Here is a 12,817-nt window from a genome sequence, read left to right as displayed (position 1 = left end):
AGCGAAGGGTGGGGTGACGCCCGTTACGGGACCAAGCGGGGCTCTGGCTGGTGCGGCTACAAGACCCACCTGAGCGAGACCTGCGACCCGGACGCCCCACACCTGATCACCCACGTGGCCACCACCGACGCCACGGTCACGGACACCGAGATGACCGAGATCATCCACCAGGGCCTGGCAGAACGGGAGTTGAGGCCAGGCGAGCACGATATGGACGCCGGCTATGTCACGGCCGCGCGCATCGTCACCGCCCGCGACGAGCACGGCATCGACCTGCTGGGACCGGTCGGCCTGGACGCCCACCACGGCGAGCCGGACGGCGATGCCCCCGATCTCTCCCAGAGCGCGTTCACCGTCGACTGGGGCCGGCGCAAGGTGACCTGCCCACGCGGCGCCGTCAGCATCAGTTGGTCCGGCCAGGTCAAATCCAGCGGCACCCCGATCACCCGGGTCCAGTTCGCCGCCACCGACTGCCGTCCCTGCCCTCTTCGGCCGGCCTGCACCCGGGCCTCCGAGAAGGGCCGCTACGGACGCAGTCTGACGCTGCTCAACCGCGAGCAGTGAGAAACTCTGGACCAGCGCCGCCAGGAACAGCAAACCGAACAGCGGAATAAGCGGTACGACATCCGGGCAGGCGGCGAAGGCACCATCTCGCAAGCCGTCCGCCGCACCGGCATCCGCCGCACCCGCTGCACCGGACGACCCAAAACGCACCTCGGCAACGTCCTCGCCGCCACCAGGATCAACATCATCCGCCTCGACGCCTGGCTCACCGGCACCCCGCTCGGCACGACCAGAACCTCCCACATGGCCCGCCTCGAACTCACCACTTGAAACCGCAGACACACAACCGGTTTGTGGATTTCCCAACGAAGTCCTTCAGTCCCGGGTCGTTGACTCCATCCGGCGAGCAGCGCCCAGCAGGCCGCTCTCGATATCCGTCGCACTGGTCATCGCCCAGTGGCGCTCGCGGCCCGCCACCCAGAGCGTGACACCGTCCGCCAGGGTGGGCAGGGCCTCGCTCTCGGCCCGCGCGAGCCCCAGGATCCGGCCGATCTGGTCCGCCTCGGCGGGCGAGACCCGCTGGATACCCACGAGTGTCGACGCCCGCATCAACCGGGGCGCCACAGGGCTCAGAGCCTGTCGGATGACCTCTGACCGGGCAGCCACGCCCTGGCACGCACGCTTCCCGCGTTGCCGAAATGCCCTAGTAGCTCCGCTACGAGGACATCCCGGCGCCTTGGAATCGCACGCACCAGACCGCGTCCGCTATCCGATCGAAGGTCACCCGACAGGCTCTCAGGCGGGCGCATGCCACAGTCGCGCACCACCACCGGGCTGCCCGCGGTCGCTCCGGTCGGCGGAACCCGGCCCACGTCATGGAGGGAGACGCACTCAAGGCCGGCACCCGCTCGCGCTCGCCTGCGTACGTGCGCGCGTGTACGACGACCGGGGATCGTCCACGGCTCTGGGGATCGGTGCGCTCGCGAACGCCGCGGTCTCCGGTGCCGGGCTGCTGTTGTTTGGCGAGGGGCAGGGCATCGGCAGGCTCCAGTTCCTGCTCGCCTGCGCCGCCGTGCTGGTCGCGGCGGAGACCCTCATGATCGCCGCCCCCGGCGGGGAGGGTCTCTTCGTCGCGTTCGTGTTCGCCGCCGCCATCGGCCTGCTGGTGACCTTCGTCGCGATATCGACCGGCATGGAGCCTGCCGAGACCGCGGCGGTTCTGGGGGCGCTTCCTGGAGATCGCCGAGGCGTGTGTGCTCCTGACGCTGATGCCCCTGTGCCTCGCCGTTTTCGATCTTTACCACTCGATCCGCGCCCTCACCAGCTGACCCTGGTGGCCCGCCCGGCCGAACCCGGCTCAGCCGGGCAGCAGCGCCCGTCCGGCGATTGAGGACAAAGCGGCTCCCCGGCCGCTCCCGGGCCACCGCACCCCCGACCGAACCGGCTCCGCCGGACTGGTACGCTGTGTGACGGCCGTTTGTGTACGCGCTCCCGGATCATCCTGGGATCTGCGCTCATCGGACCTTCGCCCCCGAGTAACGGAAGAACCCCTGCGAACAAGACCAGGGGCACTCGTGGACGCATCGAACATCAAAGAGGAGTACGCGTGCCGCTCGACGCCGCTACGAAGAAGCAGATCATGTCCGAGTTCGCCCAGAAGGAGGGTGACACCGGATCCCCCGAGGTCCAGGTCGCGATGCTCTCCCGCCGGATCTCGGACCTGACGGAGCACCTCAAGACGCACAAGCACGACCACCACTCCCGTCGTGGTCTGCTGATCCTGGTCGGCCAGCGTCGCCGCCTCCTGCAGTACCTGGCCAAGAAGGACATCCAGCGCTTCCGTGCCCTGGTCGACCGCCTCGGCATCCGCCGCGGTGCGGCCGGCGGCGCCAAGTAAAACGCCGTGAAGGGAGCGGTTCCCACGACTGAGGGGGCCGCTCCCTTTGTTGTACGTACGATTGTGCGTACGTATGCATGTACGGGATGTGGCGGGCCCGCCCGCACGGCCGGAATGCCAAGCTGAGCCGAATCTCAGTAACCTGGTCGCAGAACGTCCCACAGACGAGCGAGAGGAAGACTCCCCGCCGCCGGTCCTCGGTAGTGGCCCCCGGACACAGCAACCCGGGTGCTTCGATCGAAGACCGGCCCGCCGATGGAGCGCTTCTCCGCAACTGTCCCCCGCCACACGGGCGTGGGGGCGAGAAGACGATATGTATCGGAGAAAACGCTAGTGGAGAACGAGACCCACTACGCCGAGGCCGTTATCGACAACGGAACCTTCGGCACCCGCACCATCCGCTTCGAGACGGGCCGCCTGGCCAAGCAGGCCGCCGGCTCCGCCGTTGCGTACCTGGACGACGACACCATGGTGCTGTCGGCCACCACGGCTTCCAAGAAGCCCAAGGACCAGCTCGACTTCTTCCCCCTGACGGTGGACGTCGAGGAGCGGCAGTACGCCGCGGGCAAGATCCCCGGCTCCTTCTTCCGTCGTGAGGGCCGGCCCTCCGAGGACGCGATCCTCACCTGCCGCCTGATCGACCGCCCGCTGCGCCCCTCCTTCAAGAAGGGCCTGCGCAACGAGATCCAGATCGTCGAGACGATCATGGCGCTCAACCCCGACCACCTGTACGACGTGGTCGCGATCAACGCCGCCTCCTGCTCCACGCAGCTGGCCGGCCTGCCCTTCTCCGGCCCGGTCGGCGGCACCCGTGTCGCCCTGATCAAGGGCCAGTGGGTCGCCTTCCCGACGCACACCGAGCTCGAGGACGCCGTCTTCGACATGGTCGTCGCCGGTCGCGTCCTGGAGGACGGCGACGTCGCGATCATGATGGTCGAGGCCGAGGCCACCGAGAAGACCATCCAGCTCGTCAAGGACGGCGCCGAGGCCCCGACCGAAGAGGTCGTCGCCGCCGGTCTCGAGGCCGCGAAGCCCTTCATCAAGGTCCTCTGCAAGGCCCAGTCGGACCTCGCCGCCAAGGCTGCCAAGCCCACCGGCGACTTCCCGGTCTTCCTGGACTACCAGGACGACGTCTTCGAGGCGCTCGCCGCCGCCGTCACGTCCGAGCTGGCCCAGGCGCTCACCATCGCCGGGAAGCAGGACCGCGAGGCCGAGCTGGACCGCGTCAAGGAGATCGCCGCCGAGAAGCTTCTCCCGGCCTTCGAAGGCCGCGAGAAGGAGATCTCCGCCGCGTACCGTTCGCTGACCAAGAAGCTGGTCCGCGAGCGCGTCATCAAGGACAAGGTCCGCATCGACGGCCGTGGCGTCACGGACATCCGTACGCTCGCCGCCGAGGTCGAGGCCATCCCGCGCGTGCACGGCTCGGCGCTGTTCGAGCGTGGCGAGACCCAGATCCTGGGCGTCACCACCCTCAACATGCTCCGTATGGAGCAGCAGCTGGACACCCTCTCCCCGGTGACCCGCAAGCGCTACATGCACAACTACAACTTCCCGCCGTACTCCGTCGGTGAGACCGGCCGCGTGGGCTCGCCCAAGCGCCGCGAGATCGGCCACGGCGCGCTCGCCGAGCGCGCCATCGTGCCGGTGCTGCCGACGCGCGAGGAGTTCCCCTACGCGATCCGCCAGGTCTCCGAGGCGCTGGGCTCCAACGGCTCGACGTCCATGGGCTCGGTCTGCGCCTCCACCATGTCGCTGCTGAACGCCGGTGTGCCGCTCAAGGCCGCTGTCGCCGGTATCGCCATGGGCCTGATCTCCCAGGAGATCGACGGCAAGACCCACTACGTCGCCCTCACCGACATCCTCGGTGCGGAGGACGCCTTCGGCGACATGGACTTCAAGGTCGCCGGTACGAAGCAGTTCGTCACCGCGCTCCAGCTCGACACCAAGCTCGACGGCATCCCCGCCTCGGTCCTGGCCGCCGCGCTGAAGCAGGCCCGCGACGCCCGCCTCCACATCCTCGATGTGATGAACGAGGCCATCGACGTCCCGGACGAGATGTCCCCGAACGCCCCCCGGATCATCACCGTCAAGATCCCGGTGGACAAGATCGGTGAGGTCATCGGCCCCAAGGGCAAGATGATCAACCAGATCCAGGAGGACACCGGCGCCGACATCACGATCGAGGACGACGGCACCATCTACATCGGTGCCGCCGACGGACCGGCCGCCGAGGCCGCCCGCGCCACGATCAACTCGATCGCCAACCCGACCATGCCGGAGGTCGGCGAGCGCTACCTGGGTACGGTCGTCAAGACCACCACCTTCGGTGCGTTCGTGTCCCTCATGCCGGGCAAGGACGGCCTGCTGCACATCTCGCAGATCCGCAAGCTCGCCGGTGGCAAGCGCGTGGAGAACGTCGAGGACGTGGTCGGCGTCGGAGCCAAGGTCCAGGTCGAGATCGCCGAGATCGACTCCCGCGGCAAGCTCTCCCTGATCCCCGTCATCGAGGGTGAAGAGGACGAGAAGAAGGACGACGCCGCCAAGTGACGTCCCGTAGTTCCGTGACGACGGCCCGCGCCTCCTCGAAGGCGCGGGCCGTCGCCCGTACCCAAACGCTTCTCAAGGGCACCAACGGCATCGGTACGGTCCGCCGCACCGTCCTTCCCGGCGGTCTCCGGGTCGTCACCGAGACGCTGCCCTCCGTCCGCTCCGCCACCTTCGGGATCTGGGCCAACGTCGGATCACGCGATGAGACCCCCGCCCTGAACGGTGCGACGCACTACCTCGAACACCTCCTCTTCAAGGGCACCGCCAGGCGCAGCGCCCTCGACATCTCAGCCGCCATCGACGCGGTCGGCGGCGAGATGAACGCCTTCACGGCGAAGGAGTACACCTGCTACTACGCGCGGGTCCTCGACACCGACCTGCCGCTGGCCATCGACGTCGTCTGCGACATGCTGACCGGCTCGCTCATCACCGCCGAGGACGTCGACGCCGAGCGCGGCGTCATCCTCGAAGAGATCGCGATGACCGAGGACGACCCGGGCGACTGCGTGCACGACCTGTTCGCGCACACGCTGCTCGGCGACATCCCTCTCGGCCGCCCGGTCCTCGGCACCGTCGACACCATCAACGCGCTCGACCGCGGCCGGATCGCCCGCTTCTACAAGAAGCACTACGACCCCACGCACCTGGTCGTCGCCGCCGCGGGCAACATCGACCACGCCACGGTCGTACGCCAGGTCCGCAAGGCCTTCGAGCGCGCGGGCGCCCTGGCCCGCACCGAAGCCGTCCCGGTCGCCCCACGCCATGGCTCCCGCACCCTGCGCACCGCGGGCCGCGTCGAGCTGCTGAACCGCAGGACCGAGCAGGCCCATGTCGTTCTCGGCGTTCCAGGCCTGGCCCGCACCGACGACCGCCGCTGGGCGCTCGGCGTACTCAACACCGCCCTCGGCGGCGGCATGAGCTCACGCCTTTTCCAGGAGGTACGGGAGAAGCGCGGCCTCGCCTACAGCGTCTACTCGTACACCTCGGGCTTCGCCGACTGCGGACTCTTCGGCGTGTACGCGGGCTGTCGTCCCAGCCAGGTCCACGACGTCCTCAAGATCTGCCGGGACGAACTCGACCGGGTAGCGTCCGAAGGGCTGAGCGACGAGGAGATCAGCCGCGCCATCGGGCAGCTCTCCGGCTCCACGGTCCTCGGCCTGGAGGACACCGGCGCGCTGATGAACCGTATCGGCAAGAGCGAACTGTGCTGGGGCGACCAGATGTCGGTCGACGACATGCTGGCCCGGATAGCGCAGGTCACCCCCGATGACATCCGCGCGGTGGCGGGCGAGGTCCTCGGACACCGCCCCTCGCTCTCCGTCATCGGCCCGCTCAAGGACAAGCAGGCCGACCGCCTCGACGAAGCGGTCTCCTAACTCCACCGTTAAGGAAGCAGAGCAATGAGCAAGCTGCGCGTGGCCGTTCTCGGCGCCAAGGGCCGTATCGGATCCGAGGCGGTACGAGCCGTCGAGGCCGCCGACGACATGGAGCTGGTGGCCGCCCTGGGGCGTGGCGACAAGCTGGAGACCCTCGCGGAATCCGGCGTCCAGGTCGTCGTCGAGCTCACCACCCCCGCGTCGGTGATGGGCAATCTCGACTTCTGTATCCGGCACGGCATCCACGCCGTCGTCGGTACGACGGGCTGGTCCGACGAACGGCTCGCGCAGCTGAACACCTGGCTCTCCGGCTCTCCGGAGACCGGTGTGCTCATCGCGCCGAACTTCTCCATCGGCGCGGTCCTCACGATGAAGTTCGCGGAGCAGGCCGCCCGCTACTTCGAGTCCGTCGAGGTCGTCGAACTGCACCACCCCAACAAGGCCGACGCCCCCTCGGGCACCGCCACCCGCACTGCCCAGGTGATCGCGGAGGCCCGGAGGAAGGCCGGCTGCGCCCCGCAGCCGGACGCCACCACCACAGCCCTGGACGGCGCCCGCGGCGCGGACGTGGACGGAGTCCCGGTCCACGCGATCCGGCTCCGAGGTCTCCTGGCCCACCAGGAAGTGCTGCTCGGCGGTGAGGGCGAGACGCTCACCATCCGCCACGACTCCCTGCACCACAGCAGCTTCATGCCCGGCATCCTGCTCGGCACACGCCGCGTGGTGACCACTCCCGGCCTCACGTTCGGCCTGGAACACTTCCTCGACCTGAACTGACTGAGCCCTGTCATGCGCGCAAAAATCACTTACTTCGTCACCGCTGCCGTCCTGGTCTTCTACTTCGCCCTGGTCGGCAGCCGTGGCGTCCTGCTCATCCGGCACGGCACGCTGCTGACGGTCACCTTCGGGGTCGCGGTGCTGATCCTGCCGGTGATCGGTATCTGGTTCCTCTGGAAGAACACCCAGTTCGTGGCGCGGGCCAATGCGCTGGCCGCGGAACTGGACGTGGAGGGCGGCCTGCCGGTCGACGAGCTGGTCCGCACTCCGTCCGGCCGCATCGACCGCGCCTCGGCCGACGCCGTGTTCGCACGCCGCCGCGAGGAGACCGAGGACTCGCCGGACGACTGGCGCTGCTGGTTCCGCCTGGCCGTCGCCTACCAGGACGCCAGGGACACCCCCCGCGCCCGAAAGGCCATGCAGCGCGCCATCGCCCTGCATACGAAGCCCACCCAGCCCAGCACGCCCTGAACCGGGCCGACGGGCTGTCCGACCGAATCATCGAGCCCGTCCAGCCGGATCAAGCCTGGCCGGCGCCTGAGGACAAAACGGCTACCGGGCGGCCCCGGTAGCCGGACGCCTCAGCCCCGCCGATACTCGTCCCCCCACGCCTCGACCGTGTCGGCCGCACGGTCGAACGCCTCACCCCGCGCCAGAAAATCCGCGTTGCTGTCGGTGAGCAGGGGCGAAATCGCCTCACCCCCCTGGCGTACGACGATCAACGCCTGCCCCTGCACCGTGCGCGGAAACCCGAGCCACTTCACCGGCTGCTGCACCGTACGGACGGCCGCGACGTGGTTCCACGGCACGGTCGTCGTCGTGAAGAAGGAGACCCGGCGCACGCCGTGACGGCTCACCCAGGCGCCGACCCGCAACAGCCGCAGGGCGCAGCCGATGACCACGACGGCGAGCGCCAGACATACGGCGGCACCCGGCACCGCCCCGGCGAACACGGTGATCATCCCCGCGAGCAGGATGAACGACGCGAGCAGCAGCAGGGAGGCCGCAGCCACGACCCGCCAGGGTCCTGGGCGGTACGGACGCCGCCAGCTGTCGTGGTCGTCGAACGGCAGCGCGATGTCCTCAGCGCTCGCGTCAAACGCGCGTTCGGCCGTCAGAAAGGGCAGGGGCACGACTGATCCTCACTCACAAGCACGCTCGATTGCTGTGCCCGGTGAGGCTACCGAGGAGGCCGCCGACCAGACCACCCCAGGGGGCCCGTAGGAGTCAGCGCCCGTGGGCAGCTTCGGTCTGCTGGGCGTGCGACGGCCCCTGGGCGGGGCTCAGGGCGGGCAGGCCGAGGATCAGCGAACCGACGAGACCTGCGACGACCGTCAGCCCGACAAGGGAACGGCCGGCCAGCTGGGAGACGGTGGTGCGCTCCCGCGGGGGCGGGGTGACGTTACTGCGGAATCGGTCGGCCTCGGCTACGAACGAGAACGGGACGGATTCACGCCGGCGGAACATGAGGAAGCTCTCCTTGAACTCTGTTACGGATGCTGCTACTGGGTCAGACGTACGGCAGACCCGTTCGGTGCCCCGAATTGCCGAATTCGTCGAAGAAATCCCTGCACGACCCTTCCGGCCCTCGTTGTCAGCGGCGGCCCGTAGAGTGGGCGCCGCCCGAGCGACGCAATTGGAAGGACCCCGCCGGTGACCGAGACCCCCGAGCCCGCAAAGCCCAGCTTCCGCAGTGATGTCACCGTTGACCTGGTGAAACACGCCGCAGGCGACTCCGACGTCCTGTTCGCGGCCCGTGTCTCCACGGCCGGTGAGCAGTCCCTGGAGGAGGTCACCAAGGACCCTGAGCGCTCCAAGGGGCTCATCAACTTCCTGATGCGTGACCGGCACGGCAGCCCGTTCGAGCACAACTCGATGACCTTCTTCATCAGCGCCCCGATCTTCGTGTTCCGCGAGTTCATGCGCCACCGCGTCGGCTGGTCGTACAACGAGGAATCGGGCCGCTACAGGGAGCTGGAACCGGTCTTCTACGTTCCGGGGGAGTCCCGCAAGCTCGTCCAGCAGGGCCGCCCCGGCAAGTACGAATTCGTCGAGGGCACCCAGGCCCAGCAGGAGCTCACCGGCCGCATCATGGAGGACTCCTACCGCCAGGCGTACGAGGCGTACCAGGAGATGCTCGCCGCAGGAGTGGCCCGTGAGGTCGCCCGCGCGGTACTCCCCGTCGGCCTGTTCTCCTCGATGTACGCCACATGCAACGCCCGCTCGCTGATGCACTTCCTCGGCCTGCGCACCCAGCACGAGCTGGCGAAGGTGCCGTCGTTCCCGCAGCGGGAAATCGAGATGGTCGGCCAGCAGATGGAGGAGCACTGGGCCCGGCTCATGCCGCTCACCCATGCAGCCTTCAACAAGAACGGACGTGTAGCCCCGTAAGCGGTGTCCGTATTGCGGCGTTTCGTGAAGTTCATCTAGGCTGATCAAACGGACCCGGCACTGCTTGAACCCCCGAGCAGGCAGTGCCGGGCTCCTACTGTGTGTCCCCCGAGGGGGCATTGAGCGCTGAGCAACGAGTAGCGTGTTACCCATGGCTCCGATCTCCACTCCGCAGACCCCCTTCGGGCGGGTCCTCACCGCTATGGTCACGCCCTTCACGGCGGACGGTGCACTCGACCTCGACGGTGCCCAGCGGCTCGCCGCCCACCTGGTGGACGCAGGCAATGACGGCCTGATCATCAACGGCACCACCGGCGAGTCCCCGACCACCAGCGACGCGGAGAAAGACCAGCTCGTAAGGGCTGTACTGGAAGCAGTGGGAGACAGGGCCCACGTCGTCGCCGGCATCGGCACCAACGACACCCGTCACAGCATCGAGCTCGCCCGCACGGCCGAACGCTCCGGTGCCCACGGTCTCCTCGCGGTGACGCCGTATTACAACAAGCCGCCGCAGGAAGGCATCTTCCGCCACTTCACGGCCATCGCCGACGCCACCGGTCTGCCGGTGATGCTCTACGACATTCCGGGCCGCAGCGGTGTGCCGATCGACACAGAGACGCTGGTACGGCTCGCCGAGCACCCGCGCATCGTCGCCAACAAGGACGCCAAGGGCGACCTCGGACGCGCCAGCTGGGCCATCGCCCGGTCCGGTCTCGCCTGGTACTCCGGCGACGACATGCTGAACCTGCCGCTCCTCTCGGTCGGGGCCATCGGATTCGTCTCCGTCGTCGGCCATGTCGTCACCCCCGACCTGCGCGCCCTCATCGAGGCGTACCTCGGCGGCGACGTCCAGAAGGCCACGGAGATCCACCAGAAGCTCCTGCCGGTCTTCACCGGCATGTTCCGTACCCAGGGCGTCATCACCACCAAGGCCGCGCTGGCCCTCCAGGGCCTCCCCGCAGGCCCCCTGCGCCTTCCCCTGGTGGAACTCACCGCACAGGAAACGGCGCAGCTCAAGATCGATCTTGCCGCCGGTGGGGTAGAGCTGTAACCACAGACTTCACAACTGAATATGCGAAGAACACTCGCAAGAGTGACAACACAGACAACAGCAAGTGCACGAATGACATGCGCGCCACGTGCCCAAGCGGTACGTGGCGCGCATGGTAAGGAGAGTCTTTTGAGTCATCCGCATCCCGAACTCGGCACCCCGCCGAAGCTCCCGAAGGGCGGCCTCCGGGTCACCCCGCTCGGCGGCCTCGGCGAAATCGGCCGCAACATGACGGTCTTCGAGTACGGCGGCCGCCTGCTCATCGTCGACTGCGGAGTTCTCTTCCCGGAGGAAGAGCAGCCCGGAATCGACCTGATCCTGCCGGACTTCACCACGATCCGGGACCGTCTCGACGACATCGAGGGCATTGTCCTCACGCACGGCCACGAGGACCACATCGGTGGTGTCCCCTATCTGCTGCGGCTGAAGCCGGACATCCCCCTCATCGGCTCCAAGCTGACCCTCGCGCTGATCGAGGCGAAGCTTCAGGAGCACCGCATCCGCCCGTACACCCTCGAAGTCGCGGAAGGCCAGCGCGAGCGCATCGGCGTCTTCGACTGCGAGTTCATCGCGGTCAACCACTCCATCCCGGACGCTCTCGCGGTAGCCATCCGCACACCTGCGGGCATGGCCGTCGCGACCGGTGACTTCAAGATGGACCAGCTCCCGCTGGACGGCCGGCTCACCGACCTGCACGCGTTCGCCCGGCTGAGCGAGGAAGGCATCGACCTTCTCCTCTCCGACTCGACCAATGCGGAGGTTCCCGGTTTCGTACCGCCCGAGCGGGACATCTCCAACGTTCTGCGCACGGTCTTCGCCAACGCCCAGAAGCGCATCATCGTGGCGAGCTTCGCCAGCCATGTGCACCGCATCCAGCAGATCCTCGACGCGGCACACGAATACGGCCGCCGGGTCGCCTTCGTCGGACGCTCGATGGTCCGCAACATGGGCATTGCCCGTGATCTCGGCTATCTGAAGGTGCCCGCGGGCCTGGTGGTCGATGTCAAGACCCTCGACGACCTGCCGGACGACGAGGTCGTGCTGGTCTGCACGGGATCCCAGGGCGAGCCGATGGCCGCACTGTCCCGTATGGCCAACCGCGACCACCAGATCCGCATCGTCCAGGGCGACACGGTGATCCTTGCGTCGTCCCTGATCCCGGGCAACGAGAACGCGGTGTACCGCGTGATCAACGGCCTGACCCGCTGGGGCGCCAACGTCGTTCACAAGGGCAACGCCAAGGTCCACGTCTCGGGCCATGCCTCGGCCGGTGAGCTGCTGTACTTCTACAACATCTGTAAGCCGAAGAACCTGATGCCGGTCCACGGCGAATGGCGTCACCTCAGGGCCAACGCCGAACTGGGCGCCCTCACCGGTGTACCCAAGGACCACATCGTCATCGCCGAGGACGGCGTGGTCGTCGACCTCATCGACGGCAAGGCCAAGATCGTCGGCAAGGTCCAGGCGGGTTACGTATACGTCGACGGTCTCTCGGTCGGGGACGTCACCGAGACCTCCCTCAAGGACCGCCGCATCCTCGGCGAGGAGGGCATCATCTCCGTCTTCATCGTGGTCGACAGCTCCTCCGGCAAGATCACGGGTGGGCCGGACATCCATGCCCGCGGCTCCGGCATCGACGACTCGGCATTCAGCGCCGTCGTGCCGAAGATCGAGGAAGCGATCAACAGGTCCGCCCAGAACGGCGTGATGGAGCCCCACCAGCTCCAGCAGCTGGTCCGCCGCACGGTGGGCAAGTGGGTCTCCGACACCTACCGCCGGCGACCGATGATCCTTCCCGTCGTCGTCGAGGTCTGACCCCGACAGTCGCGAACTCCGGAGCGGGGCCCCCGATTTGCATCGGGGCGCCCCGCTCCAGTACGTTTACGGCTCCGCCTGACCGGGAAGCACCGCGCACGCTCATGTGCAGTGGGCATTCCGAACGGAGCGGGAATTCCGACTCAGAACTTCTGATAAAGTCGGATCCGCCGAAAGGCAAAGGCCACTCCAAAGGCCACCAGAATTCAAATTCGGACCGGAAACGGAACGGAAAAGAAGTCTGGTAAGGTTGGAACCGCCGGAAAGGGAAACGCGAAAGCGAAGAACTGGAAAGCGACCCCGCTTCGACCGGGAATCGGACACGAAAGAGTCTGATAGAGTCGGAAACGCAAGACCGAAGGGAAAAGCCCGGAGGAAAGCCCGAGAGGGTGAGTACAAAGGAAGCGTCCGTTCCTTGAGAACTCAACAGCGTGCCAAAAGTCAACGCCAGATATGTTG

At 67.6% G+C, this 12,817-nt stretch carries 11 protein-coding genes and 3 pseudogenes; 11 read left to right on the top strand and 3 right to left on the bottom strand.

Going from position 1 to position 12,817, the window contains the following annotated elements:
- Positions 1-150 precede the first annotated feature (150 nt).
- Positions 151-834: pseudogene (locus tag ACIPEK_RS02620) on the top strand (transposase).
- A gap of 45 nt (positions 835-879) precedes the next feature.
- Here ACIPEK_RS02620 and ACIPEK_RS02615 read toward each other — a convergent pair.
- Positions 880-1,140, bottom strand: a pseudogene (locus tag ACIPEK_RS02615) (hypothetical protein); the annotation flags it as partial.
- 271 nt (positions 1,141-1,411) lie between these two features.
- On the opposite strand from ACIPEK_RS02615, the pseudogene ACIPEK_RS02610 reads away from it, so the two are divergent.
- From ACIPEK_RS02610 to ACIPEK_RS02580, 7 genes and pseudogenes are all read left to right on the top strand, one after another.
- Positions 1,412-1,730: pseudogene (locus tag ACIPEK_RS02610) on the top strand (type VII secretion integral membrane protein EccD); the annotation flags it as partial.
- Between the two features lie 42 nt (positions 1,731-1,772).
- On the top strand, positions 1,773-1,832 hold the full coding sequence (locus ACIPEK_RS02605; RefSeq protein WP_401990752.1) for a hypothetical protein: 60 nt from the start codon (positions 1,773-1,775) through the stop codon (positions 1,830-1,832).
- Positions 1,833-2,110: 278 nt separating this feature from the next.
- Positions 2,111-2,401, top strand: coding sequence for a 30S ribosomal protein S15 (gene rpsO / locus ACIPEK_RS02600; RefSeq protein WP_003965855.1), 291 nt, complete (start codon positions 2,111-2,113; stop codon positions 2,399-2,401).
- A 333-nt stretch (positions 2,402-2,734) separates the two neighbouring features.
- Positions 2,735-4,948, top strand: coding sequence for a polyribonucleotide nucleotidyltransferase (locus tag ACIPEK_RS02595; protein ID WP_093898769.1), 2,214 nt, complete (start codon positions 2,735-2,737; stop codon positions 4,946-4,948).
- Entirely contained in the window at positions 4,945-6,324 is a 1,380-nt protein-coding gene (locus tag ACIPEK_RS02590) for a M16 family metallopeptidase (RefSeq protein WP_401989823.1), read from the top strand. Before ACIPEK_RS02595 ends, ACIPEK_RS02590 begins: the two co-directional genes overlap by 4 nt.
- A gap of 24 nt (positions 6,325-6,348) precedes the next feature.
- Entirely contained in the window at positions 6,349-7,101 is a 753-nt protein-coding gene (gene dapB, locus ACIPEK_RS02585) for a 4-hydroxy-tetrahydrodipicolinate reductase (RefSeq protein WP_383079535.1), read from the top strand.
- Between the two features lie 12 nt (positions 7,102-7,113).
- Entirely contained in the window at positions 7,114-7,572 is a 459-nt protein-coding gene (locus tag ACIPEK_RS02580) for a hypothetical protein (RefSeq protein WP_401989821.1), read from the top strand.
- A 110-nt stretch (positions 7,573-7,682) separates the two neighbouring features.
- Here the strand turns inward: ACIPEK_RS02580 and ACIPEK_RS02575 are convergent, their stop codons facing one another.
- Entirely contained in the window at positions 7,683-8,234 is a 552-nt protein-coding gene (locus ACIPEK_RS02575; RefSeq protein ID WP_401989819.1) for a hypothetical protein, read from the bottom strand.
- Positions 8,235-8,328: 94 nt separating this feature from the next.
- Positions 8,329-8,568, bottom strand: coding sequence for a hypothetical protein (locus tag ACIPEK_RS02570; protein ID WP_383978006.1), 240 nt, complete (start codon positions 8,566-8,568; stop codon positions 8,329-8,331).
- A 186-nt stretch (positions 8,569-8,754) separates the two neighbouring features.
- On the opposite strand from ACIPEK_RS02570, the gene thyX reads away from it, so the two are divergent.
- The 3 genes from thyX (at position 8,755) to ACIPEK_RS02555 (ending at position 12,358) form a co-directional block, all read left to right on the top strand.
- The gene (thyX, locus tag ACIPEK_RS02565) at positions 8,755-9,492 is read left to right on the top strand and encodes an FAD-dependent thymidylate synthase (protein WP_351084661.1); all 738 of its coding nucleotides are present in this window, start codon (positions 8,755-8,757) and stop codon (positions 9,490-9,492) included.
- A gap of 151 nt (positions 9,493-9,643) precedes the next feature.
- Complete coding sequence (gene dapA / locus ACIPEK_RS02560) at positions 9,644-10,543, top strand: 4-hydroxy-tetrahydrodipicolinate synthase (RefSeq protein ID WP_327272565.1); 900 nt, start codon at positions 9,644-9,646, stop codon at positions 10,541-10,543.
- A 129-nt stretch (positions 10,544-10,672) separates the two neighbouring features.
- Positions 10,673-12,358 (top strand): ribonuclease J, encoded by a 1,686-nt coding sequence (locus tag ACIPEK_RS02555; RefSeq protein ID WP_401989816.1) that lies wholly within the window; start codon positions 10,673-10,675, stop codon positions 12,356-12,358.
- Positions 12,359-12,817: the final 459 nt, after the last annotated feature.

Origin of the sequence: Streptomyces sp. NPDC088246, assembly GCF_044741025.1 — a bacterium.
GTDB lineage: Bacteria > Actinomycetota > Actinomycetes > Streptomycetales > Streptomycetaceae > Streptomyces.
This window is presented reverse-complemented; position numbering and strand designations above follow the sequence as displayed.